Source organism: Dyadobacter arcticus, assembly GCF_011762185.1.
GTDB lineage: Bacteria > Bacteroidota > Bacteroidia > Cytophagales > Spirosomataceae > Dyadobacter > Dyadobacter arcticus.
Genome location: NZ_JAASQJ010000001.1, coordinates 440789 through 466889, shown reverse-complemented (window position 1 = coordinate 466889; position 26101 = coordinate 440789). Strand labels below are relative to the sequence as shown.

Genomic DNA, 26101 nt, shown 5'->3' with positions numbered 1-26101 from the left:
TTTTGTCCCAACTTAAATGGATATTAAAAAACCAACACTTTTGCTTTATCGACTTGAATACTTCAATTATCAATTGGCAAATTTGGATCGACACCGGCGGTACTTTTACCGACTGTCTGGCGATTGATTCAGAGGGGAATAAAACTAGAATAAAAGTACTAAGTTCGAGTTGCTTGCGGGGAAGGATAATTCGTCGGCTGAATTCGAACATTTATGAGTTCGAGGCCAAATGGTCATTTGAAAATGCTCTTCTCGCAAGTTACAATTTCAGATTGCTCGAAAATCAGGATACCAGCACCATCGTCGAGATAAATCATGCCGAAAAAACGCTAACATTAAGCAGCGACATTTCCATTAATGATAGCGCTGACTTTGAAATAACGACCGGCGAAGAAGCACCAATACTAGCCGCGCGGCTTCTTACCAAAACGCTTTTAAATCAGCCGCTGCCCCCAATTGAAATGCGGCTTGGAACCACCAAAGGCACTAACGCATTGCTGGAAAGAAAAGGTGCGAAAACGCTGCTGCTCGTTACAAAAGGCTTCAAAGACCTATTATACATTGGAAATCAACAGCGGCCTTCACTATTTCAACTGAACATTCCTGAGCCAAAATTGCTTTACAGCGAAGTCATAGAAATCGACGAACGGCTTGATGCTGAGGGAAATATTTTGGAACCACTAAAATTTTCAGATCAGGAACGACCTACTGATTACAAGTCAGTTGCTGTGTCACTTCTACATTCCTACAAAAACAATGCGCACGAACTCGAAATTGCCCATGCGCTGAGGGAATCCGGAGTTCGATACGTGTCAACCTCTTCTAGTCTTTTCCCATTTTCACATTATCTGCGCCGGACGCAGACCGCCGTCGTCAATGCTTATCTGGATCCGATTCTGGATAAATATTTGTCCAATATAAAAAGCAGATTGTCCGAAGGAAGTTTGAAAGTCATGACCAGTACAGGAAGTCTGGCTGATTTGAGTGGTTTTAAGGCAAAAGACAGCTTGCTGAGTGGCCCGGCAGGGGGTATGATTGCAGCCGCCAATGTTGCAAAGCGGCTGGGTTTCAGCAAGTCGATAACCTTCGATATGGGCGGTACAAGTACCGACACCGCATTGATCAATGGTGAACCCGAGCTGAAATACATTACCGAAATCGACGGAATCGAATTTCATAATCCCACACTTGCCATCGAAACGGTTGCCGCGGGTGGCGGCTCAGTGTGCTGGTTTGATGGATTTTCATTGCAAGTCGGGCCGGAAAGTGCAGGAGCGTCGCCGGGTCCAGCTTGTTATGGGGCTGGCGGCCCGCTGACGATCACGGACGTGAATTTGCTTTTGGGAAAATTGGACGTTTCCAAATTTGGCATTCCCGTGAATCCTGATGCAGCTATCTCGAAGCTTAATGAATTGATAAATTCAATTTTTGAAAGGACTGGAAAGACATTAACCTCAACTGAATTATTAAAAGGCCTGGAAAGGATTGCGAATGAAAAAATGGCCGATGCTATCCGTAAAATTTCAGTCGAGAAAGGCATTAACCCAGCCGAATTTACATTGATTGCCTTTGGTGGTGCAGGAGGTTTGCATAGCTGCCAACTTGCAGAATTATTGAATATAAATTCCGTGATTGTTCCTTACGATGCCGGACTTTTCAGCGCAGTTGGCATCGGAGAGGCATTGGTAAGTACTATTGTTTCCAAACAAATCCTGCTTCCCTGGAATGATGCTCAAAATCGCATTGAATTTTGGAAAAATGAACTGATAGCAACTGCTGAAAAATTACTGATGGCACAACATGTGGAAGGCTTCGAAATTGCTTTTTGCACTTGCTTTCTACGCTTTGCCGGTCAGGAAAATACAATTGAAATTGATTATAGTGGCGAAAATACAATCCCTGATTTTGAGAAAGCTTATGGGGCACAATTTGGATATTATCCTGCTAATCTGATAGTCGAACTTGAAAGTCTGAAAGTCAAATTGCAGGAAAAAGACGGTCAATTAAACCTTGAAAATGTCAGAAAAGAAGGACAAGCAGTTATGCCAATTAAAACATTAAATCCCCTACTTGCGAGTAATGAAACGCAATCAGCAAATGTTTTTAAATGGGACTTACTCAAACCCGGCGAGCAGATTTCGGGACCAGGTATTTTGCTAAGCAATACATCCACTTCCTATATTCCTGAAAATTGGAAATTAATTATCCAGGATAACCAGGATGCTATTATTTTCAAAACAGGAGAAACTAGAATTGTCAGCGAGCAGCATAATGAAGCCGTCGCATTGCAGCTTTTCACAAACCGTTTCAAATCCATCGCCGAAGAAATGGGCGTTCAATTGCAACGCACTGCATTTTCTGTGAATGTTAAGGAACGACTTGACTTTTCATGCGGATTGCTCAACGCCGAAGGTGAATTATTGGTTAATGCGCAGCACATTCCGGTGCATTTGGGAAGTATGGGGATTTGTGGCCGGCTGGTTAGAGATGCGATCGAAATTGGTCCAGGCGATGTCGTGATCACCAATCATCCAAAGTATGGTGGTTCACATTTACCGGATATTACACTGATTTCCGGAGTTTTTACGGATGAAAATAAATGCATTGGATACGTAATCAATCGCGCGCACCATGCGGAAATTGGCGGAAAAACACCTGGCTCTATGCCGCCGGATGCTACTTGTTTGGCCGAGGAAGGAGTGGTGATCGTGCCTCAATATTTGGTAAAAGCTGGTGAATTTCAATGGAATAACATGCGAAAGTTATTCTGCGAAGGCCCCTATCCTACCCGTTCCTTTGTTTCGAACGAAGCTGACATCATAGCGGCGCTTTCGGCTCTGAGAAAAGGCAGTGAGCAGTTGCTGACATTGGTAAAAACACATGGATTGGCTGAGGTCAAAAAATACATGGATTTGCTGAAAGAAAGCGCCATTATCCAATTGCGAAACGCACTGGAACCGTATCATAACCAGATATTTGAAGCAACTGAATTTCTGGATGACGGGCATCAGATCCAGGTTAAAATCTCGGTTGATGCTGAAAAGCAGGTTTTCGACTTTACCGGAACTTCACCAGTGCATCCAAATAATCTCAACGCCAACATCTCCATCCTTTACAGCGCCATCCTGTATGTTTTGCGGCTTCTGGTAAACAAAGACATTCCGTTGAATGACGGTTTGATGAAAAATGTCCAGATAATTTTGCCTGAAGACAGTTTCTTGCATCCCGATTTTTCTGATGACCCACTGCTTTGCCCGGCGGTTGTCGGCGGGAATACCGAGGTAAGTCAGCGATTGGTAGATACTTTACTGAAAGCATTTGGACTTGCGGCGTGCAGCCAAGGGACAATGAATAATTTTCTTTTTGGGAATAGCAGGTTTGGGTATTATGAAACGATTGGTGGAGGTAGTGGTGCGGGTAATGGATTTAATGGCAGATCAGCTGTTCATCAGCATATGACCAATACCCGCATCACCGATCCTGAGCAACTGGAACGCAAATATCCGGTGCGTTTATTGGAATTTGGAATTCGTAAAAATTCAGGCGGACAGGGAAAATTTACTGGTGGCGATGGTATCATTCGAAAAATTCAGTTTCTTGAACCATTGCAGGTTACGCTGCTTGGACAGCATCGAAAAGAAGCACCTTACGGGTTGAACGGTGGAGATGATGGCGAGTGCGGCGAGCATACCCTTGTTTCCAATGACCATGTGACAGCATTGCCCGGCATATGCAGCCTGGAAGTTCAAAAGGATGATATTTTGATCATTGAAACTCCTGGCGGCGGGGGTTATGGTATTTAAAATTAATGCCCAAAAATATGTCCTCAAAAACCTCCAAAACACTCCTCGGGGCCGCGTTCTTAATGGCTACCTCCGCAGTCGGACCCGGCTTTCTGACGCAGACGACGGTGTTTACCCAGCAGCTGACAACAAGCTTTGGCTTCGTCATTCTATTGTCGGTCGTGATCGATCTTTGCGTACAATTCAACATCTGGCAGATCATCACCGTTTCTGGAAAACATGCTCAGGATCTCGCAAATGCACTATTTCCTGGCTTGGGTTACTTACTCGCATTTCTAATCGTCGTAGGTGGACTCGCCTTCAACATCGGCAATGTAGCCGGCGCAGGACTCGGCATCGAAGCCATGACAGGCATTCCAGTCGAATTTGGGGCAGCTGTCAGCGCAGCCATGGCGATCGCCATTTTCTCATTCAAAGAAGCTGGCAAAGCCATGGACAGCTTCGCCAAAGTCCTGGGCTTCGTCATGATCGCATTGATCATATATGTCGCCTTCATAACCAGCCCGCCCTTAGGTGAGGCGATAAAACACACATTCATTCCGCAGGAATTCAATTCAATTGCCGCCCTGACATTAGTTGGCGGAACAGTGGGAGGATATATTTCATTTGCCGGGGCGCATAGGCTGCTGGATTCTGGGATAAAGGGTGAAAGTGAACTGGGCAAAGTCAATCGGAGTGCTTCGACAGGGATTTTGGTCACTGCTGTGATTAGGTATCTCTTGTTTCTGGCGACTTTGGGAATTGTTGTTTCCGGTGTTACTATAAATCCTGATAACCCAACCGCCTCTGTCTTTGAAAACGCCGCGGGTACTTTCGGAAAGCAGTTATTCGGATTGATGATTTGGAGCGCGGCCATCACATCTGTGGTCGGTGCGGCATATACGTCTGTCTCTTTTTTGAGGTCATTTCATCCGCTTCTTGAAAAGTACCACACCTATGTTACAATCGCCTTTATCGCCGTCTCCACACTCATTTTCCTTTTTGTGGGCAAGCCGGTAAAAGTGCTGGTTTTTGTCGGGACATTAAATGGCTTCATTTTACCAATTGCATTATCGATTTTGCTGGTGGCGAGTCGAAAATCAAGGCTGGTTGGTACTTATAAGCATCCATTGGCATTACAAATCGCAGGCTGGGTAGTGGTGGTAATTTTGGCGGTAATGGGTGCCGGATTGTTTTAAACTAAATTTCAGATATGCGCAGGCTTCTACTACTCGGTCTTATTTTTACAATTTCTAATCTTACTATCGCTCAAAAATCCAAGAAGCTGATCATCAAAATCAATGTAAGCGATCGGGCGCAACAGGATGGTATCAGCACCAATCTTGAAGCAATTGAATCGGACTTCACCATATGGGGCTATTGTAAGGGTGATTGGGAGCTGTTTAGCAAAGGAGTTGATTACGATATTTTCTTAGTCGAAAGAAAATTGTAAATTTGATTATCATGAAAACGAAAGAATTGATTGCCGGCAAAACACTTCCAAAGGGTTCAATAATAGACCCTTCTTTAAGCGAAAAATATGCGAATAGTAATCTGTTCAACAAGAAGTTTGCTAAAAATGATGAGCTGATACAGAGAATTGGCCTTCCTGATTTTTTGAAGAAAAAATAATTATACAAATAGTTGATATAGTAGCAAGCCGCAACCCGTGCAGCTTGCTATTTTTATTTCACTTCTCTAAATTCTCTCGTTTTACAAAACTACCAAAGAAATCCCTAAGCCATGTTTTCAAAAGAAACTTACATACAGCGAAGACAAATATTAAAGCAAAAAGTCGGTAGCGGCCTGCTCCTTTTTATGGGCAATGAAGATACCGGGATGAACTACCGCGACAATGTGTACCCCTTCCGCCAGGAAAGCACTTTTTTATATTATTTCGGTCTGGACATTGCATCGCTACACGCCGTTATTGACATTGACAATGATCAGGAAATTGTTTTCGGTAACGAATTGACAATCGATGATATCGTCTGGACTGGCCCGAAAGAAGCATTGGTAGACAAAGCTGCAAAAGTGGGTGTGTCCAAAGTTCAGCCTTTAAATGCTATCGATTCGTTTTTGAAAGGAATTTTATCAAAACAACAAACCATTCATTACTTACCCCCTTACCGTGGCGAGCATTATTTGCAATTACAGGAATGGCTGGAAATTGCTCCATCGGAAGCAGGCCAAAAAGCCTCAGTAGGATTGATTAAGGCAATCGTTTCAATGCGTTCTTACAAGTCGGGGGAGGAAATTGCAGAAATTGAAAAAGCCGTGAATACCTCCGTAGATATGCACCTGGAATTCATGCGTACTACGCGACCGGGCATGACTGAAAAAGGGTTAGCTGGAAAACTGCAAAGTATCGCCATCAGCCAGGGCGGCGACATTTCGTATCCAGTAATCATGACGGTGAACGGGGAAATCTTGCACACACACGCCCGCGATCTTGCCATGCAGGACGGACAAATGAGCCTCTGCGACGCTGGCGCTGAAACCGCCATGCGTTACTGCGGCGACTTAACCCGCACAATTCCAACCGGCAAAAAATTCACTACGCTGCAAAGGGAAATGTACGAAATTGTGCTCCATGCCCAGACATCGGCCATCGAGGCTTGTAAGCCAGGGATTTTATTTAAGGATGTCCACACATTAGCCGCAACCAAATTATTGGAAGGGTTGAAATCCCTGGGAGTCGTCAAAGGCGATCCTGCCGAAGCGGTTGCAAACGACGTGCATACCTTATTCTTCCAATGCGGCCTGGGTCACATGATGGGACTGGACGTTCACGATATGGAAAACCTGGGCGAGCAATATGTAGGTTATACCGACGATCTAAAAAAAGGAACCACATTTGGCTGGAAGTCACTGCGATTGGGCCGCGCATTGGAACCTGGTTTTGTAGTAACTATTGAGCCTGGCTTATACCTTATCCCAACATTGATCGATCGCTGGAAAGCGGAAAACAAACGATCGGAATTCGTGGACTATAACAAGCTGGAAATGCTCCGGGACTTTACCGGCATCAGGATTGAAGATGATATTGTCATTACCGAGGATGGCAATCGGGTGCTTGGAAAGCATTTGCCAAAGGAAGTTGACGAAGTGGAGGCGATGAGATGACCCTACACAAAAGTCAATTTGGTTTGTTAACTTTCTCAAAATATCAAATCCCACATGGATATCCGCTGGCAGCAAAGGTTTCAGAATTTTGAGAAGGCATTTTTGTTTTTACAAACCGCTGTAAATCAAGAAGAATACAGTCCAATCGAGTGCTAAATGACGAGTTAATGCTCCCTTACAAATTTGATGTGCTGAACATCGATTCAATTACTAACCCTGATCTTCTCGACCACATCAACCGTGTAGGAATTTCCCTTTTCAAAACCAGTAGCCACCGTATCCCCCTGCACGGCTAACATATCTCAACTGTCTTGTAATTTACCGGCCTACGCTGTTTGCAGGGCGTGGCTTTGGTAATTCCTTTCTCGGAATTTTCTGATCCATTTGAGCAGTATTGTATACGAACGCTGCTACAACAGTCGCCATTTGCTTCAGATCGTCCATGACAAGCCTCTCGTACGTATCCATGTTGGTATGATGCGTGCGGGTACCATATTCAATTCCATCCTGGATAAACTGAAAACCAGGCAAGCCTAGCGCATCAAAGCTTTGATGATCGGTACCACCGGTATTTCGGGAAGTAATGGTTGGATGATCGATGATATCGGAGAAAGAGGCCAGCCACTTTTCGAAAATGGGACGTGGGCCTTCATTTCCTTGCAAATAGATTCCACGGATGCGGCCGGTACCGTTATCAATGTTATAATACGCTGATAATTTCTCATGAGCTGGAAGTAATTTCATCGTCTGCGGGTCACCGAAAGTGTTTTTAACATAATTTCTGGAACCGTGCAGGCCTTGTTCTTCACCAGACCATAATGCAATGCGGATTGTTCTTTTTGGCTTCAAACCGGCAGTCTGCAAAATTCTGATTGCTTCCAGCATTACCGTACAACCCGCAGCATTATCTGTTGCTCCGGTGGCGCTGTGCCACGAATCCAAATGCCCGCCAAGCATTATAATTTCATCTTTCAGTTTAGGATCTGAGCCTGGGATTTCAGCTATAACATTTCCGGTAGTGAGTTTTTTATCATAAAAAGTCGTTGCAGATTCGGCTTCCAGCATCACCGGAATGCCGCTTTCTATCAAACGGGCAATCAGACCGGCGTGCTCGGGAGCGATTTCAAATGCAGGACCTGCCAGCGGCGAATCGCCCTTGTATGACGCGCCGTTGCTGGTAAAGAATGTGCCGTGCCTGCCAGTACGACCTGCAAGTTCCAGCTTGATTTTTTGGGTTTTCAATGTGCTGTCAACCTTGGTCCGGAATGAGCGCATTGTTCGGATCCGTTCCATTTGCTCAGCCGTAAAGTTCCCCTGACCAAAAGGTGCAGAGTTGGTCATTTTTTCAAGATCTTCGGTAGTATATCTTGTTGCGTCGGCTTTAAAATTCGGGTCCGTATCAGCGGCGCCTTTGGTAAGAACGATTTTCCCGGTCAACGTTCCTTCTGTATACTTTTTAAGATCCTCTTCATTTTGGATATCCACAATAGCCACTTCGCCGCTGATTGGGCCAGAAGTGCCGGAAGTCCATGCTTTTGGAATACCAATTATTGGCATATAATAAGGTTTAGTCATCGCGAGATAGCTTTTTTCTACCTGCCAGCCTTTCCCGAATTCACCCCAATCCTCTATTCTTGAATTCTGCAATCCCCATTTTTTCAACTCGCTTACCGACCATTCAGCAGCGCGCTGAAAACCGGGGGAATTGGTCAGTCTGGGTCCGGAAATGTCTGTCAAATGGTGCGCGATCTCCTTCACTTTTGAGTTGTCAAGCCCTTCCTTGCGGATCTTGGCGAGAGCTTCCTGGTCTATTTCCTGGGCAAACAGGAAGCCCGGGCAAAGCAGTAACAAAGAATAGAATGTCGATTTCATAGGAGTGATAAATTAATGGCTGTTATACTGTAATCTCTTTCTTGGCAATAACATAATAAACAGGAATGCCGAGTAATACAATGATCAACCCTGGCCAAGTGTATTCGGGCTTATAAATAATCAGAAGCACGCAAAAGGCAACTCCCATGATAATGTAGATAATGGGCAAAAATGGGTAACCAAAGGCTTTATAGGGACGAGGCGCATCTGGCATTTTTCTTCTTAGTATAAATATTCCGACAATGGTCAGCATGTAAAACACCACCACTACAAAGGAGATCATATCAAGCAGGTTACCATACTTCCCGCTGAGGCTCCAAAGGCACGCGATCACGCATTGTACCCACAACCCAAATTCAGGTACAGCGTTCTTGTTTAAAGTCCCTACTTTTTTGAAAAACATGCCATCTTTCGCCATGGAGTAATATACCCTCGCACCTGACATGATCAGACCATTGTTACATCCAAATGTGGAAATCATGATCATAATGGCAATAATGATCGTTCCTGAGCTGCCGAAGATAACTTGTGATGCTGTAACAGCCACCCGATCTTTATCCGATGAAGCAATTTCCTGCAAAGACAAAACACCGGTGTACATTACATTGGTCATCACATATATAACGGTGACAATGATCGTCCCCAGTGCAAGGCTTAGCCCAATATTACGCTGTGGATTCTTAATTTCGCCGGCAATGAAAGTTACATTGTTCCAGGAATCGCTGCTGAAAATAGACCCTACCATGGAAGCTGCAATCGCTCCAAATGCCGCAATGGTTGTGTAAGATTCCACGCTGCCATCAATGCCCAGTTTATGTAAATCCCACATGGTTGCCGAGTCCCAGTTAGCAGCCCATATTTCAGGTTTCATGAATATCAATCCAAAAACAATAAGACCTAGAAGGCTCAGCAATTTGGTCAGGGTGAATGTTGTCTGGATGATTTTGCCGCTATTTACACCACGTGTATTGATAAACGTCAACAGGATAATGAGTACCAGTGAGAGCAGCTGGGCGGGGGATATTTTGAGAAAACCCAGATTAATGGCTACCAAATCTTCACTGAACATAGGTAGGAGATAGGCCGTAAATTTTGCAAAAGCAACGGCTACTGCGGCGATGGTTGCCGTTTGGATTACGGTGAAAAAGCTCCATCCATAAAGAAAGCCTATCAACGGGTTATAGGCTTCTTTAAGATAAACATATTGCCCTCCGGCCTTTGGAAACATGGCACTCAGCTCGCCATAACTCAACGCGGCCGTCAATGTCATGAAACCCGTGATCAGCCAAACAAACATCAGCCAACCGACACTTCCCGTATTTCTAGTGATATCTGCACTTACAATAAATATCCCCGAACCGATCATGCTCCCAGCAACCAGCATGGTAGCGTCGACTAGTCCTAACGAAGGTTTGAATGAAGTTTTTTCAGCGGCATCGACAGTACTTTCCGGTGACATAAAGAGGTTTAAATTGGTTAGGCTGATTTTTGAAAATGTAAGCTACAATATTATTTGAAACTATAAAACTTCCATTTCGTTTTGAAATCAGGCTTTAAAGGCTGGTTGATTAGCGTCGCCCTGACCATCTCGATAGGCATATTGTTCTCCTTCATAATCGCTTCATGGAATTGTTTGTAAGTCATTTTGCCGCTTTCGACCAATTCCTTTTTCAGGCCGAATATTTGCAAACCTCCCAATAAATAGGCGATCTGGTAAAGCGGGCCGTAACTTCCTTCAAAAGATCGTCGTACTTCGCCTTCCGCATTGGCGCGTTCGTGTCCTACCCTGTCTACCAGGAAATCGATACATTCCTGAGGTGTCCATTTTCCCAAATGATAGTTTAACGAAAAAATGATCCTGGCGCAACGGTGCATCCGCCAGAACAGCATCCCGATCCTCTCCTCGGGCGTTTTGGCAAAGCCTTTTTCATAAAGTAACAATTCCCAGTACAACGCCCAGCCCTCCGTCCAAAACGGCGTGCCGAATTCGTCGCGGTAAGGTTTGTATCGGCTGCCCATATAATATTGCAAATGGTGGCCGGGTACCAATTCGTGATGGACTGTGGAACGCGAAAAGTAAGGATTATTCCCGCGCATGCTCATCAGCTTATCCTCATGCTCCATGGTGTTGGTAGGATAGGAGATAATGATATCCCTGCCTCCAAGGAAAAATGGATTAACCAGCTGTCTTTCAGGAGACATCATTTGCATTCCCCACGTTTCGTCGGCGATTTCCGGGTAGTCGTAAAGGTTATTTTTTGTGATAAAATCTTTGGCGTCATTGTAAAGCTTCATGATCAGCTGCGGCTGCTCACCAGCAGGCACATAGCTGTTCTTTACTTTTTCCTGGGCCTTTTTCCAATCGGTACCATAACCCATCTCCTGCGTTGCTTTCAACAATTCTTTGTCGCACCACGCGAATTCCTTGTTAGCAAGCTCAATCAATTCGTCTGGAGTATAGCTGATCATTTCCACGCCCAATTGCCGCATCAATTCATCACGTCCAATCGGCGTCCCTTTGATGCCGCTTTTGTCCTCCTTCTGCGTTGAATTGAGTTTCCCTTTTGCTTTTATCGTTTTTGCATAAGCGGTAAGCGCGCTGTCCAATGCTTGATAAGGTTTGGGGACCCACCATGAAAAGAGTGGATCATAGCCGTTGTAAAATTCATAAGTGCCTTTTAACCTGGTTTCGATTCCGGTAACTGCTTCTTCCCCACGTATCGCCAGCGGCATATCAATGGATTCTACTTTTTTAACAGATTCAGCAGATTCCTTTACGATTTTTAATAGATCATTCAAGTCGCCAGCTATCTTTTGTCCGTCCACCTTATTGCCACGTCGACGCTGTTTTTCCAAGTCATAAATCACATTTGCGAAGGGAATGTATTTGGCGATTTGGGCATATTCCTTTTCTTCTAGAGATAATGTTAATAAGTGATCCTCGATGTTTCTTTTTAGCAGAATGTAATCGACTTTACCATAAATGCTCATGGCTTCGAAGTCGACTTTGGAGAGTTTGTCGAGGTAGCTTTTGTCTACCTCGTTTAGCCTTTTTCGCTGTTCGGGCGAATTGAGAACCGTTACTGGCGTTGCAAAACCGCGGCCTCTGACGAGCATTGGAGAATAAAAGGAAGTGACTTCCCTAATGTCCTGGGTGTATTGGATCACTAGTCCAGCCACCTCGCTGCTTTGCTCGTAGAGGTTGAATTTGGATTTTGGGGTTTGGGAGAAAGATTTGGCTGAGACTAGAAGTATTAAAGTGAGAATTTTTAGAAAGTAATGGTACCGCATTGAAGTGATGTTTATTTGCCACGAATACACGAATTTTCACGAAGTTGAACGTAGTCCGAAGTTGGTCGTAGTCTCCGAACTACGACCCTGCGTCAACCGGTCTCCAGACCGAAACTAGCATAGTGCAACTGGTCTGGAGACCAGAAGACGCGCGAACGTATCGGGCCGCCGGGCGGTCAGGAGACCACGTTCAACTTCCAATATTAACGTTGCCTCAATTATACCTTTCCGGATCGTAAAGCTGAACATCCAATGCCGTGGACGCTCGATCTGCCAATTCCGCCACAACCTTCCCCGTCGCAGGTCCGAGACTTATCCCCATCATGCCATGTCCGCCTGCCACGATCAGGTTTTTCAATTTCTTGCTATAACCCAAGTACGGCAATCCATCTGGCGAACAGGGCCGAAAGCCGTACCATATCTTCTCTTTCACAGGAACCGGAATGTCTAGTTCAGGATAATATTGCGGAATTGCGTTGGCGATCCCTTGGACCCGGTTCATATTGACCTTATCATTTACAGCGGCCAATTCCATCGTTCCACCAAACCGCACCTGACCATTCATTGGCGTCACGGCAACGCGCGCTTCGATCAATAATGCGGGATGTAGGATAGGATGTGACGAGTTGGATTCCATAAAAGAATATCCCTTTCCCGGCATCACCGGAATCGAAAGTCCGGCAAGTTTGGCCAGTTGCGGCAGCCAGGAGCCTCCGGTCATGACGACAAGGTCGCCTTCAATTTTTCCTTGCGAAGTAACCACCGATTTAATGTCACCATTTGAGATCTCATAACCTGTTACCTCTGCATTGGTAATGACATTTGCACCTTTACTTTTAATGTTTTGCAAAAGCTGGTTGAATAAAGCTGTTGGATACAGGTGTGCATCACAATGATAATGAACTGCACCAGCAATATCGAGCTTAATATTTGGCTCGATTGCCTGTACCTGTTCTTTGGAAAGCATTTCAACATCCAAACCCAATTTTTGCGCATCCTTCGCAACGTGTGCCTCCTCCTCGCCCGCTTTTTCGGTTTTGTAAAGCATCAGTATGCCTTTCTTTTCCAGGCCAAAATCAAAACCTTGTTCTCCGGCAATATCTTCATAAAGCTGTTTGCTCAGCAAATGGTAATCTCGCAAATATGGTGCTGCACGCTCCACATTGGCGGGTGTTGCGCTTTTCATGAATTTCAATCCCCAGGAAATAAGGGAGAAATCGAGGGAAGGCTTCACGTAAAAAGGGCTTCTACTGTTAAACATCCATTTAATGCCTTTAGAAATCATCCCCGGAGCAGCCAGCGGGATAAAATGGCTCGGGACGATCATTCCCGCATTGCCTTGCGAGCAATTATCCGACAAATCGCCTTTATCTACAAGCGTAACTTTCCACCCACTTTTCAGCAGATAATAAGCCGAAGCCAACCCGATAATTCCGCCACCGATGATTGTTGCTGTTCCTTTGTTTGTCATTTTTAGAAATAGGGAGGAAAGGGAGAAATGGGAAGAACGGGAGGAAGGATTAAAAAGCTGACGGATCTTAACCCTTCGTCCCTTTCCTCCTTTCCTCCCTTTCCTCCTTTTTCCCCTCTTCCTTTTTAAATAACCTGAAACCCATACGCATACGGATCTTCTTCGTCGTCTATGAAAATATTGTTGTATCCTGTCACTACTGCCCAGCCTTCTATTCCTGGGATGATGGCGGGCTTATCGCCGATTGTAACTTCGTCTTCAACCGTACCGATGAACTTGGAACCTATAATGCTTTCGTGGATAAAGTGATCGCCTTTTTTCAATTTCCCTTTAGCATGCCATTGTGCCATGCGGGCTGACGTGCCCGTGCCGCAGGGAGAACGGTCAATTGCTTTATCTCCGTAAAAAACCGCATTTCTGGCAGTTGAAGTAGGGTCTAAAACAGCTCCTGACCAGAGAAAATGGCTTAGCCCGTTGATATATTCGTTTTCGGGATGTACAAATTGATATTGCTCGTTCATACGCTTTCGGCAAACGCGGCTCCAACTGATCAGCTGATCGGCGGTATAATGTTCCAGGCCTTTGAAATTTTCCTGCGGATCGACGATCGCGTAGAAGTTACCGCCATATGAAACGTCCACCGTTAATATTCCTAGATCCGGACATTCGACTGTAAGATTTTCAACGGCAAGGAACGACTTAATGTTGATGAGCTTTACCGAAGTTACCCTTTTTCCTTCTTGTTTATATTCCACCAAAACCAAGCCGGCTGGCGTTTCCAGGCGCAGTTTGCCGGGAATCTTTGGAGTTACCAGTCCTTCCTGAATGGCAATTGTAACCGTACCGATCGTTCCATGTCCGCACATTGGAAGGCAGCCGCTTGTTTCTATATATAGTACCCCAATATCATTTGCGGGATCGACGGGCGGGTAAAGTATGCTCCCGCTCATCATATCGTGGCCACGCGGCTCGAACATCAGGCCTTTACGGATCCAGTCAAATTCTTTCAAAAAATGAAGCCGTCGCTCCATCATGCTGTTTCCGTTAAGCAATGGTCCGCCTCCAGCAACAACACGGACGGGGTTGCCACAGGTATGGGCATCGATGCAGAAAAAAGTTTTACGCATTTTTTTGGCTGTTAGCTATTAGCTGCTAGCTATTAGCTAACAGCTCCCTTGCTCATTTCATTATCAACCATTCTCCAAATCCCTAACGGATTCTCATCTTTTAATTCTTCGGGCAGAAATTCATTGGGCCAGTTCTGGAAGCTGAGCGGTCTTACGAAACGTTTGATCGCATCGGCGCCGACGGAGGTGTATTGGCTGTTGCTGGATGACGGGAAAGGTCCGCCGTGGTGCATGGATTTGCAGACTTCTACGCCTGTCGGGAAATTGTTGAAAATGATCCTTCCGCATTTATTCTGAATTAGCGCAACCAGGTCCTGATTTGCAGCAATATCTCCCGTTGTAGCTAGCAATGTTGCAGTAAGCTGACCATGTACTTTTGAAGCCACGGCGTAAACTTCCTCTGCACTTCTACATTTAACAATCAATGCAAATGGGCCAAAAACTTCCTGCTGTAAATCATCATTGATCAAAAAATCCAGTCCGGATACCGTAGCGACGGTTGCGGTTCCCTGTCCTTCTTCGGCTTCGGCGGTTGCGTTGGCCAGCAGGCTCACGCCCGATTGTGAAATGACTTTTTCGCGATTGCTCCAATATCCCTTTGCTATGCCGCTATTCAACATAAATGCAGGTAAAGCTTTCAAAATTTCTTCTTCCAAAGATTCTGTAAACTGATCTAATCCAGCACCTTCCTCGCTGATCAACAGCCCAGGATTGGTGCAGAACTGCCCCACGCCCAGTGTGAGCGATGCAGCATATTGTTTCGCCAGTTCAGAAGCCGAAGTGCTTAATTTTTCAGGAAATAGAAAAACAGGATTAATGCTGCCCATTTCGGCGAAAACGGGAATAGGCTCCGGGCGCTTGCTTGCGATTTCGACCAATGCCAGGCCTGCACGGTTTGAACCCGTAAAACCAACTGCTTTAATGATGTTATGACTTACCAATGCCTGCGCCTCTTCATTGGTTTCACAAAAAATGTGTGAAAAGGTACCGCTCGGAAATCCGCTTTTTTCAACTGCCCGAATGATCGCGTCAGCCATGATCTGGGATGTTTCGGGATGGCCGGGGTGCGCTTTGACAACAACGGGACAACCTGCTGCAATGGCGCTAGCGGTATCACCACCGGCCGTTGAGAATGCAAAAGGAAAGTTACTGGCGCCAAAAACCGCTACTGGTCCCAATGCGACGTTCGTTTTGCGGATATCAGGTTTTAGAGGTGTGCGTTCGGCATTGGCGGTATCAATGCTGGCATCCAGCGAATATCCCGACTCCACAGCTTGCGCATAGCTTCTCCATTGAAAAATAGTCCGCCCTTTTTCGCCGGCTAACCTGGGTTCGGATAAATTGGATTCCTTTTTCGCGGTTTCAATCAGCTCAGGGCCAAGTGCCTCTATCTCGTCCGCGACTGCGCGCATTAATGCGACACGTTTTTGGATGGAATATGTGTTAATCTCAACAAAAGCCTCCTGAGCGTTCTGTAGAGTTTTCTCTAAACGTTTCTGAAATTCAGTCATAGTTAAGCCGGATACGAATCTGCTGTCAAATTCAAATATTCTGGCAATGTAGGTTGTGTTTCGATTGCCTTGTCAATAATTGCCAAAACTTTTTCTCTCTCAGCACCTTCTAAAATCAAACGGGGAGCACGAACATATTCTGATCCGATACCCATTTTAGCTGCTGCCAATTTAATGTTTTGAACCAATTTAGGGTGGATATCGAGTTCAAGCAACGGCAGGTACCAGCGATAAACCGCCAATGCTTCCTTATACATTCCCGCTTTAACCAGATTAAAAATCGCGACGGTTTCTTTTGGAAATGCATCCACCAAACCACCTACTACGCCATCCGCACCAAGCATTACCTCTTCCATAATCAGCGTATCCACTCCACAAAAAATCCTGAAACGGTCGCCAAAACGGCTAAACAGGCGGGTAACATTGCTCACATCACGGGTCGATTCCTTAATCGCATGAATATTAGGCTCTTTTGCCAATTCTTGAAACATTTCAAGGGTTACTTCTATCTTATAATCCACCGGATTGTTATAAATCATCAGCGGAAGCGCAGTGTTTTGCGCAATGGTTTTGAAATAGGTAACTGTCTCATGATCATCCGCTTTGTAGCGCATGGGAGGTAGCAACATTAATCCATTGGCTCCAATTGACTCGGCTTCTTTTGCAATGCTCACCGCCTCGGCAGTAGATTGCTCAGCGATACACAATACCACTGGGATGTTTTCAGGAAGTGCCTTTTTAGCATATTTGACAAGCTCCGCTTTTTCGGCCCTTGTCAGCGTACTGGCCTCGCCTAGGGATCCGGCAACAATTATCCCGCTAATGCCGGCTTCCACCTGCGCATCGAGGTTTTTGCCAAATAGTTCAAAATCAATTGTATCATCTGCTTTAAACGGTGTTACCAGCGCAGGAAAAATGCCGTACCAAGATTCTTTGTTCATAATATAGTTACGTTGGAATTGCCAAGGTTGAATTTAGTTCAAAGGTAAAACAATGGCAAACGCAATGCATTCTCGGCTTTTGATCAATTCTTTACCGATTTTAACTTAGACACCTTCTCAATTTAGGAACGATCATCCATTTTTTTTCATTCAAATAGGGGTGTCTGCCAAAACAGATTAAAATCCCTATTTTTGAAACACAAACTACGCTTGGTTTTATTGTTCTGTAATCTGTTCCTGCTAGCCCGGAATCTTAACATTATCTATTATTATGTCATCTTTTGAAAATGAAAGCCCAATTCGGGTATTGGTGGTGGGCTGTGGCAACATGGGCGCGTCCCACGCATTCGCATACCAGCTTCTGGACGGTTTTGAAATTTGCGGGATCGTTTCCACCGGAAAAAGCAAAGAAATCTTAAATGAAAAACTGGGTGGTGGATACAGCCTGTTCATTGATTATGATGTGGCATTGGCGGATACAAAACCGGATGCGGTTTGTATCTCCACTTATCCCGATACCCACGAAGAATTTGCTGTGAAAGCATTGGAAAGCGGTGCACATGTATTCATTGAAAAACCTTTGGCCGATACCGTTGATGGTGCCAAGAGGGTTGTGGAGGCTGCTGTGAAGGCAGGTAAAAAGGTAGTTGTCGGATACATTTTACGCGTACACCCTTCCTGGGAACGCTTTGTGGCGGAAGCGCAGGGGCTGGGCAAGCCGCTCGTGATGCGGATGAACCTCAACCAGCAGAGCCATGGATACATGTGGGGCGTGCACCGCAACCTGATGAAAAGCCTGAGTCCGATCGTGGATTGCGGCGTACATTATATAGATGTAATGTGCCAGATGACCCGTTCGAAACCACTCCGAGTGAATGCGATCGGCGCGAGAATGACTGAGGATATACCGGCAGGAAATTACAATTATGGTCAATTGCAGATCTGGTTTGAAGATGGTTCCGTCGGCTGGTATGAAGCGGGCTGGGGGCCAATGATCAGCGAAACTGCCTTTTTTGTGAAAGATGTGATCGGGCCAAAAGGGTCTGCCTCCATTGTTGCCAAGGATGCAGGCGGCAGCGGAAAATCTTCGTCCGTAGAAGCACATACTAAAACCGAATCGATCCGGGTACACCATGCGGAACTGAATGACCAGGATGAATTTGTACACCAGGATACCTGGATCAACCTGGAAGATGAGCCGGATCACCAGGAATTATGCAACCGGGAACAACGGTATTTTCTGAAAGCAATCAAAGAAGATTTCGACCTTACCGATCACTTGCAGGATGCAGTGATGAGCCTGTCGATTGCTTTTGCGTGTGATGAATCGGTTCGTTCGGGTCGCACCGTAGATTTGGTATAGCTGCAAAGGTGCCCGTTTCGTCCCAAAAAGTAACATAACTACCTGATACATTGAACTTAAATAGCAATGTTAAGTTAATATTATGCAAACGTTTGCACAAATATTTATGTTTTTTCATCAAACATGTTGAAAAATTCTTTTTAAATATTATAATATTGCAACGCATTTTTAAGACTTTATAATAAATGCGTCTGACATCAAAAGCTTTTCACAACTCAAGCCCGCAGATTATCCCCAATGATCTGTTGTCATTTAAAATTTAGGTCAGCAAAAATTTATCGCAGCCAAGGCCTTAATAGTGCATAATCCAACTAGCAGATATGCAATATCGAAAATCCATCAAACTGGAGAACTGGATCAGCAAAAATGTAATTAATTAAACATTACCTATAACTTTTTGATAGCTCACTTAATTCTTAAACTATTAAACATCCACCTATGACAAGAAAATAACCTAACGCAGTTTTGCAGAACGCTTAAAAAGAAAAAGAAAAGTTTACTACTTAACCGACCTTAAATGAAAATTACCAATACCAACTTATGGTTGTTCCGCATGCGGGGCATCCGAAATTCTCTTTTACTCCTGCCCATACTCACATGCTCTTATGTGGCAGTCGCCAGTAATAAAATCGACTCCGATGCTACCGTTCTTAGGGTAGATAAAATATTAAAAGGAAAAGTAACAGACAAAGACAATAATGACGCGCTTCCAGGTGTGAACGTGGTACTGAAAGGTACCAGCACAGGAACAACCACCGACGGTACAGGAAATTACACATTATCTGTGCCTGACAATGGCGGTACCCTGGTTTTCAGCTTTGTGGGCTATATCGGCCAGGAGATGGAAATTGGAAACCGTTCTACGCTCGACCTTGCGCTTGTGTCAGATTCAAAAGCACTTAGTGAAGTGGTGGTTATTGGTTATGGTACTTCCAAAAAATCAGATTTGACGGGATCCGTTGGTTCAGTTAAGGAAGATCAATTGAAAGAACGTCCGTCCCCGTCCCTAAACCAGGCTCTACAAGGCAAAGTATCAGGTGTACAAGTGAACGTGAATTCGGGCCGCCCGGGAGGAAGAGCAAATGTGCGTATCCGGGGATTTAGCTCCATCAACTCCTCCAACAATCCGTTGTATGTGATCGATGGCGTTATGCTTCCTCAGGGAAATCAGAATCAGCAAAGCCAGGCGATCGACTTTATTAACCCGAACGACATCGTTTCGGTTGAAGTTTTGAAGGATGCCTCGTCTACCGCCATTTATGGTGCCAGAGGCGCAAATGGTGTTATCTTAGTGACAACCAAAAAGGGGAAATCTGGCGAGGGTATTGTTACGTATAACCTTGACATTAGCATACCGACAGCTGGTCCAAAAAGAGCGAAAGTCCTGAATGCAAAGGAGTATCTGGCTGTTGAGGATCTGGCTTATGCCAATATTCAGAAGTATGACCCTGCTGGCTGGGCAGCCGGAAAATACGCGCCGCAAGATCCGAAAGTACGTCGCGAGGCATTGAGAAAAGCACACCCTGATGTTTTCGATGCCAACCTTAACCCAATGTATGATACGGATTGGTTTAAAGAAGCAACGCAAAGCACTGTTTCCCAGAACCATCAGCTTGGTTTTAGTGGGGGAAATAACAAAACAACCTATTCGTTGTCCCTTAACTATCGCGATGATCAGGGCTTAATCAAAAAATCTTATTTAACGCGTTATGCGACTCGTTTCAGCATTGATGACCAGGTTAAGAAATGGCTGAAAATTGGTGCGACACTGAGCTATAACAACCAGGCTGAAAATCTTGTAGATATCAATGATGCCGTTCCTCGCCAGATGGTGGAGGATTTCCCTTTCCTTCCTGTGAAATATCCGGACGGAACTTATGCGAACAACAGGGATTATCCTCAGGCAGAAGGCGCCTTCAGTTCGATTCACAGATTAAATGGTCGTAAGTATATCCGTAATACACAAACAACTTTGGGAAGTTTGTATTCAAATATTACGCTGGCACCTGGCCTGGAGATGCGTTCTATCCTTGGGGTGAACGTTTTGACCCAGGAAGTCAATCAGTCGCAAACGCGGACGCTGGCTATCGGGGAATCGGGTACAGCCAGTAAGGAGAACAGAAAGGAAACGTTCTGGTCATTTGAAAACTATCTGACTTACAATAAAACCTTTGGAGGCATACACGCGATCAACGCGCTTCTTGGTATTTCATGGCAGGAAACGAACATTTCGACTACCGGTGCCAGCATTCGTAACTTCTCTACGGACTATTTTGGATTCGATAACTTGGGAGCAGGTGCCACATTGCCTGGCGCAGGTTCTGGCGCTGCAAGGTTTGCATTTAACTCTTACTTTGGACGTATCAACTATACATTGAAGGAGAAATACCTTTTGACAGTAACTGGTCGGGGTGACGGATCTTCCAAATTTGGGGAGAATCATAAATTTGCCTTTTTCCCGTCTGCGGCGTTGGCATGGAAGGTTTCCGATGAAGAATTCATGAAAGCAAATTCGCTTATTTCCAATTTGAAAATCCGGACTAGCTATGGTTTGACAGGTAACTCAGAAATCCCGTCGTATTCGTCGTTGTCATTGCTGAGCTCAACCTATGCTACTGTTTATGGCGATGCAAGGTTCAATGGAACAGGTATCAACAGGCTGGCAAACCCTGATCTAAAATGGGAGAAGACAGCACAAACCGATGCAGGTCTGGAAATCAGCTTCTTAAAAGGAAGAATCTCGGTTGAAGCAGATTACTATTACAGAAAAACAACAGACATGCTTTTAGATGCCCCAGTTCCCCGTACCACTGGTTATGCTGTAATCAGGAAGAACATTGGTTCGATGGAGAACAAAGGGGTTGAGCTTGCGATTAATACGGTCAACATTGAAAGAGGAAATTTGAGCTGGAACACCAATTTCAATATTTCCTTTAATAAAAGTAAAGTATTGTCGCTTGCAACACCTTCTGACATCTTCGGTGTAGGCGGACCTGGCATCACGAATCAAACAAGCATTATCCGTATCGGGGAACCGGTAGGTGCTTTCTGGGGACTTACACGTCTGGGTGTTTGGAGTGAGGCCGAAAGAGACCAGGCCGCTAAATTCACAAGCTATCGTAACAACCTCACCATGTTGCCAGGGGATATCAAGTACAAAGATTTCAACGGTGACGGTGCAATAACAGATGCTGACCGCAGCATTATCGGTAATGGTAGCCCGAAAGGCTGGGGAACATTAGCCAATACGGTTCGTTATGGAAACTTTGATTTAACATTTGATATGCAGTTCTCGTATGGAAATGACGTGATGGACATGAACCTACACGCCAGCGAAGACCGCGTTTCTATTGCAAACAGCTATGCGACTGTTCTTGATGCATGGACTCCTCAAAACCAGAGCTCTCCAATAGCCGAAATTCGCGAAACACGGGCGGGTTACGTAACTAACGTAGATACACGCTGGATTTTTGATGGATCTTTCCTTCGCGGAAGAAATTTATTGCTAGGGTATAATTTCCCATCCGAAATGGTTAGTAAGATTAAGTTGAGTAAACTGAGAATCTATGTTTCAGCGCAGAACTTCTTCCTGTTAACCAAATATCCACATGGAGACCCTGAACAGACTCCAATTCGTGGTGGAGATGCCGATAATGTATTCTCACAAGGTATGATCTGGCATAGTTATCCCAAACCAACCACTTACATGGCTGGTCTGCAGATCGCATTTTAATGAACGGATTATCTAATAAAATCAAAACAGGTATTCATTATGAAGTTATATAATTTAAAAAGAATAGGATCAGCACTTCTCTGCGGCGCTATTTTGCTGGGGCCGACGAGCTGCTCAGACTTCCTTGACGAAAAAGATCCGTCTAACCTTACGCCAGAAAGCTTTTATACCATTCCAGACCACGCGGAGGCAGCAGTTGCCGCAACTTATTCGGGTTTGAGGTTCTATGGCGATGGAGCAGGTATTTTCTCGGCTAATTGGCAGTTGCTCGAAGCGGTAACAGGTACAGCGACAACGGAGACTGGTCAGAATTCAGATTTGAACAACCTTTACTCGTTGACATATGATGGTAATACCGCGCATATCAACAACTGGTGGAACGGGTTATACCGTCTGATTGCGAATGCCAACCTTGCATTGGAAAAGATCCCTACGATTCCGTTTCTGGCTCCTGCAACAGATGCTCAAAAAGTTAAACTAATTGGAGAAGCGCGCTTTCTAAGAGCTTGGGCTTACTTTACTGCCGTAAGGTTATGGGGAGACGTACCTCTGGTTACGGTACCTCAAACTGCCACTTCCGAGGATTTTTTCGCAAAAAGAGCCCCTCAGGAAGAAGTCTACAAACTTATCGTTGAGGATTTGTTGGCTGCTGAGACAGCAGGACTCCCGGTTTTTGAAACAAGTGGCCGCGCGACTCAAATGGCTGTAAAAGCATTGTTGTCGAAGGTTTATCTTACAATGGCCGGATTCCCGTTGAGCAAAGGTGCATCGTACTACAAGCTTGCGGCTGACAAAGCATTTGAAGTAATTACTTATTCCAAAGCGAATCCTGCAACGGTTAACCTTTTTGCTACCTACAAGGAAATTCACCAGGAAAATCTTAAAAACAGGCTCGAGCATTTGTTCCAAATCCAATACAACACAATCGTTGCCGGTTTTCCTTTGAACGATTATTTCCCAAATTTCAAGGCGGTAACCTTTGCAGGTCCCGGAGGCACCGGAAGTACGATCCCAACACTTTCTTTCTATAATTCCTATGAGAAAGGCGATCTAAGGACAAAAGATCAGGAAGGTTGGTTTTATACATCTTACTTTACCAATGGTAACGGAGCAAAATTTGAGCTGGGAGCCCCTTATGTCTTCAAACACTTCAACATTACAGCACTGGGTGGAGAAGGTGTAACGCCGACAAAGCTGAACAACCTCAATGTGAACCTGATCCGTTATGCAGAAGTGTTATTGATCTATGCAGAAGCACAAAATGAAGTAGGCGGGCCAACAGCCGAAGCTTACGATGCATACAAAAGGATCCGTGACCGTGCGAAACTGGTGACTCCAGCAATGGGTACTTTCACTGCTGCTACCTTCCGCGAAGCGGTTTGGAGGGAGCGCTGGTATGAATTCGCCTACGAAGGCATTACCTGGTTTGATATGGTGCGTTTGCGCAAAGTGTTCAACGATAAGACAAAAGGATTTGACAATTTCGTTGGTCACCTTAATCTGAATGTAGGCTCTGGTGTTCCATTGCAGGAAAAACATTTGCTATTCCCGCTTGGAACCCAGGAAATGAAGAATAATCCTGGCCTGACCCCTCAAAACCCAGGTTACAGCCAATAGTTAGTAATATTTTTTTTAGAAATCCGGCGGGAAAGCAAGTGCTTTCTTGCCGGATTTCTCTTTTCAAATCGGTTCAATTGCTAAACTGGCTCCAATTTCATTTAAATTGAAGCGTTGTAGAAGTTCCAAAGAGCATATGGAAATGGGGGAAAGGATTTTTATAAACAGTTTCATAAATCGTTTCAGGCGGCCGGCACATCGACTTCTACTTATTTCGATTTTCTCTTTGTCCATTGCTGTGGGCAATCTTTATGCACAGCTCAACATTACTTCTCCCACCAATAACCAGGTGATTCAACGGGATTCGGCCGGATTTGCAACCTTATCTGTAACAGCCTACGCCTACTTTCCTTATTCTCAAATAAAGGCTCACCTCACGCCCGTTGAAGGTAATGTGCATAAGGCGAAAGAATGGCTATTCGATGAAGATCAGGTTCGCCAGGGATTTCTTAACACAACCTTTCACGCTGAAACCGGATGGTATCAGCTAAAACTAATAGGTTCTACCCTTTTAGGATTTCAAGATTCGATTATTGTCGCGCGTGTGGGTGTAGGGGAAGTCTTTCTGGTTGCAGGTAATTCAAATGCAATGGGCCTGCCCGGCCTCGGTTCGAAATCTGCTTCCAGCTCCGTGATTTCATTTAACGCGGTCAATAAAACGCTTAACAGAGAAAATATCACCGTTGCGCCCGATGTCCCGATGCAAATTCCCACGTTCAGCGTTTTGGAAAAAGATCATTTTATTTTTCCAGGCGGCGAAGCTTCTTGGTATTGGGGAGAATTAGGGGATATGCTTTCTAAAAGGTGGAAAACTCCGGTCTTGTTTTTCAATGCCGCCTGGGCAGCAGCTAACTCTGAAAATTATCGTGATGCCGGTTCCGGAAAGGATGCCTACAACTTATACGTTGGCAAATTCTGGCCGAACCGGCAGCCGTATAGCAATATTGTCAACACACTTCGCTACCAAACTTCTTCAACAGGGCTCAGGGCAATTTTATGGTCGCACGGAGAAAACGATGCCCAATTGGGTTTTAAGGAAGAAGATTATTTTACCAATATCCGCACACTCATTCAAAACAGCCGGACTGACGCTGGCTATAACGTCCCCTGGCTTATTGCCCGTAACTCGGCAAGCAACCGAATGAAAGATCCGTACCTGCCTGTTTTAAACGCGCAAAACCGCTTATCCGAAATCAAAAATTTTAATGTTTTCAAAGGCCCATACCTGGACACGATTCAGATTCCCAGACCTCCGTCCGAGCATTTTGAAAACATTACAGGAGGTATCCAGGGTCTGACATTGGCCGCATCGGCATGGAACCGGAGCTTATCCGATTCAATAGTAAAAAAATTGATACCCCACCAGCTAGAATATTCCATTCACACCGGCGTAACACCTGCCAGACTTTTCCCGGGGGCCACTTTCTCCCTACCTTATCGTCTGACTGGTCAGATTTCGGGAAATATTTTCGTGCAAGCAGAGCTAATGGATAGAAACGGACAATTTGTGAGCACCGCAGGCTCTGGCAAAGACAATTCCGTACAAATCAACCTTCCTGCTGACTTGCCTAACGGAACTTATCGCATTCGATTGACAGGGACGAACGCTGTGAATTCGGGAACGCCGATTCCCGGAAAAGTGCTTCCTGGTAGCGTTTCGGACTCATTTTATATTGATCACAACCACAAAAGCATTGAATTTGTAAACAACATTCAGGCGCGTTTGATTGGAACGGATATACATATCTCATGGCTTTTGGCAAGCAATCCGCAACTCAGTAGAATGGTTTTGCAGAAAACGATCGACGGATATCGTTATTCTGATTTGCAGGAGTTTGAAAGCCCGCCTAGTCAATCACAGGTTTATGGCTATTCTGATAAAAACCTGGGTGAAAACGCCATTTTTTACCGACTTAAAATGGAATATCTTGATGGCAAAACAACCTATTCGACCGTAGTCACGATTTTTCAGAACGGAGGCCCGGATGAGTTGATAGTTTTTCCAAATCCTGTTTCCGAACAACAATTTTACCTAAATCCACAAATGGACGCCCCATTCCAATATTCCCTTTTCGACATTACCGGGAGAGAGCACCCTATCACCGTTTCTGATCGGGAAGTAGTGGGTTTGATATCTGTAAGGCCGGTGTATGCATTGCCTGCCGGGAATTACATTTTCAGGATTGTAAATGATTCGGAGGTGAAAACCCAGAATGTTCTTTTCAGATAGCACATAAAAAAAGGCAGACACCTTCGCGCCTGCCTTT

16 protein-coding genes are annotated in these 26101 nt (G+C 45.0%); 9 read left to right on the top strand and 7 right to left on the bottom strand.

What is annotated here, in order from left to right:
* The first annotated feature begins 53 nt into the window (after positions 1-53).
* The 5 genes from FHS68_RS02050 to FHS68_RS02030 all read left to right on the top strand — a co-directional run bounded on the left by FHS68_RS02050 (position 54) and on the right by FHS68_RS02030 (position 6908).
* A complete protein-coding gene (locus FHS68_RS02050) occupies positions 54-3803 on the top strand; it encodes a hydantoinase B/oxoprolinase family protein (RefSeq protein WP_229211742.1) in 3750 nt (1249 codons plus the stop codon).
* A 17-nt stretch (positions 3804-3820) separates the two neighbouring features.
* The gene (locus tag FHS68_RS02045; RefSeq protein ID WP_208408127.1) at positions 3821-4981 is read left to right on the top strand and encodes an NRAMP family divalent metal transporter; all 1161 of its coding nucleotides are present in this window, start codon (positions 3821-3823) and stop codon (positions 4979-4981) included.
* 14 nt (positions 4982-4995) lie between these two features.
* A complete protein-coding gene (locus FHS68_RS02040) occupies positions 4996-5235 on the top strand; it encodes a DUF6934 family protein (protein WP_167266788.1) in 240 nt (79 codons plus the stop codon).
* 11 nt (positions 5236-5246) lie between these two features.
* Positions 5247-5414, top strand: a complete 168-nt coding sequence (locus tag FHS68_RS02035) for a hypothetical protein (protein ID WP_167266786.1) — start codon at positions 5247-5249, stop codon at positions 5412-5414.
* 111 nt (positions 5415-5525) lie between these two features.
* Complete coding sequence (locus FHS68_RS02030) at positions 5526-6908, top strand: aminopeptidase P family protein (protein WP_167266784.1); 1383 nt, start codon at positions 5526-5528, stop codon at positions 6906-6908.
* 318 nt (positions 6909-7226) lie between these two features.
* Here FHS68_RS02030 and FHS68_RS02025 read toward each other — a convergent pair whose 3' ends face one another.
* The 7 genes from FHS68_RS02025 to FHS68_RS01995 all read right to left on the bottom strand — a co-directional run bounded on the left by FHS68_RS02025 (position 7227) and on the right by FHS68_RS01995 (position 17121).
* The gene (locus FHS68_RS02025; RefSeq protein ID WP_167266782.1) at positions 7227-8780 is read right to left on the bottom strand and encodes a M20/M25/M40 family metallo-hydrolase; all 1554 of its coding nucleotides are present in this window, start codon (positions 8778-8780) and stop codon (positions 7227-7229) included.
* Between the two features lie 22 nt (positions 8781-8802).
* On the bottom strand, positions 8803-10239 hold the full coding sequence (locus tag FHS68_RS02020; RefSeq protein WP_167266780.1) for an APC family permease: 1437 nt from the start codon (positions 10237-10239) through the stop codon (positions 8803-8805).
* Positions 10240-10289: 50 nt separating this feature from the next.
* Positions 10290-12071 (bottom strand): DUF885 family protein, encoded by a 1782-nt coding sequence (locus FHS68_RS02015; protein WP_167266778.1) that lies wholly within the window; start codon positions 12069-12071, stop codon positions 10290-10292.
* A gap of 214 nt (positions 12072-12285) precedes the next feature.
* Positions 12286-13542: an NAD(P)/FAD-dependent oxidoreductase gene (locus FHS68_RS02010; RefSeq protein WP_167266776.1), complete on the bottom strand. Its 1257-nt coding sequence runs from the start codon at positions 13540-13542 to the stop codon at positions 12286-12288.
* A 125-nt stretch (positions 13543-13667) separates the two neighbouring features.
* On the bottom strand, positions 13668-14669 hold the full coding sequence (locus FHS68_RS02005) for a 4-hydroxyproline epimerase (protein WP_167266774.1): 1002 nt from the start codon (positions 14667-14669) through the stop codon (positions 13668-13670).
* A gap of 32 nt (positions 14670-14701) precedes the next feature.
* Positions 14702-16180 carry an aldehyde dehydrogenase (NADP(+)) gene (locus tag FHS68_RS02000; RefSeq protein WP_167266772.1) on the bottom strand — a complete coding sequence of 493 codons (1479 nt, stop codon included), beginning with the start codon at positions 16178-16180 and terminating at the stop codon, positions 14702-14704.
* 2 nt (positions 16181-16182) lie between these two features.
* Positions 16183-17121, bottom strand: coding sequence for a dihydrodipicolinate synthase family protein (locus FHS68_RS01995; protein WP_167266770.1), 939 nt, complete (start codon positions 17119-17121; stop codon positions 16183-16185).
* Positions 17122-17392: 271 nt separating this feature from the next.
* Here FHS68_RS01995 and FHS68_RS01990 point away from each other — a divergent pair, with 271 nt between their 5' ends.
* The 4 genes from FHS68_RS01990 (at position 17393) to FHS68_RS01975 (ending at position 26064) form a co-directional block, all read left to right on the top strand.
* Positions 17393-18484: a Gfo/Idh/MocA family protein gene (locus tag FHS68_RS01990; protein ID WP_167266769.1), complete on the top strand. Its 1092-nt coding sequence runs from the start codon at positions 17393-17395 to the stop codon at positions 18482-18484.
* 517 nt (positions 18485-19001) lie between these two features.
* Positions 19002-22217: a SusC/RagA family TonB-linked outer membrane protein gene (locus FHS68_RS01985; protein ID WP_167266767.1), complete on the top strand. Its 3216-nt coding sequence runs from the start codon at positions 19002-19004 to the stop codon at positions 22215-22217.
* A 39-nt stretch (positions 22218-22256) separates the two neighbouring features.
* Entirely contained in the window at positions 22257-23834 is a 1578-nt protein-coding gene (locus FHS68_RS01980) for a RagB/SusD family nutrient uptake outer membrane protein (protein ID WP_167266765.1), read from the top strand.
* Positions 23835-24060: 226 nt separating this feature from the next.
* A complete protein-coding gene (locus tag FHS68_RS01975) occupies positions 24061-26064 on the top strand; it encodes a sialate O-acetylesterase (protein WP_229211741.1) in 2004 nt (667 codons plus the stop codon).
* The last annotated feature ends 37 nt before the right edge of the window (positions 26065-26101 follow it).

Excerpts from the sequence above, each read along its gene's own strand:
- FHS68_RS02045 (WP_208408127.1), top strand. The coding sequence starts at position 3,821 with ATGTCCTCAAAAACCTCCAAAACACTCCTCGGGGCCGCGTTCTTAATG.
- FHS68_RS02040 (WP_167266788.1), top strand. The coding sequence starts at position 4,996 with ATGCGCAGGCTTCTACTACTCGGTCTTATTTTTACAATTTCTAATCTT.
- FHS68_RS02035 (WP_167266786.1), top strand. The coding sequence starts at position 5,247 with ATGAAAACGAAAGAATTGATTGCCGGCAAAACACTTCCAAAGGGTTCA.
- FHS68_RS02030 (WP_167266784.1), top strand. The coding sequence starts at position 5,526 with ATGTTTTCAAAAGAAACTTACATACAGCGAAGACAAATATTAAAGCAA.
- FHS68_RS02025 (WP_167266782.1), bottom strand. The coding sequence starts at position 8,780 with ATGAAATCGACATTCTATTCTTTGTTACTGCTTTGCCCGGGCTTCCTG.
- FHS68_RS02020 (WP_167266780.1), bottom strand. The coding sequence starts at position 10,239 with ATGTCACCGGAAAGTACTGTCGATGCCGCTGAAAAAACTTCATTCAAA.
- FHS68_RS02015 (WP_167266778.1), bottom strand. The coding sequence starts at position 12,071 with ATGCGGTACCATTACTTTCTAAAAATTCTCACTTTAATACTTCTAGTC.
- FHS68_RS02010 (WP_167266776.1), bottom strand. The coding sequence starts at position 13,542 with ATGACAAACAAAGGAACAGCAACAATCATCGGTGGCGGAATTATCGGG.
- FHS68_RS02005 (WP_167266774.1), bottom strand. The coding sequence starts at position 14,669 with ATGCGTAAAACTTTTTTCTGCATCGATGCCCATACCTGTGGCAACCCC.
- FHS68_RS02000 (WP_167266772.1), bottom strand. The coding sequence starts at position 16,180 with ATGACTGAATTTCAGAAACGTTTAGAGAAAACTCTACAGAACGCTCAG.
- FHS68_RS01995 (WP_167266770.1), bottom strand. The coding sequence starts at position 17,121 with ATGAACAAAGAATCTTGGTACGGCATTTTTCCTGCGCTGGTAACACCG.
- FHS68_RS01990 (WP_167266769.1), top strand. The coding sequence starts at position 17,393 with ATGTCATCTTTTGAAAATGAAAGCCCAATTCGGGTATTGGTGGTGGGC.
- FHS68_RS01985 (WP_167266767.1), top strand. The coding sequence starts at position 19,002 with ATGAAAATTACCAATACCAACTTATGGTTGTTCCGCATGCGGGGCATC.
- FHS68_RS01980 (WP_167266765.1), top strand. The coding sequence starts at position 22,257 with ATGAAGTTATATAATTTAAAAAGAATAGGATCAGCACTTCTCTGCGGC.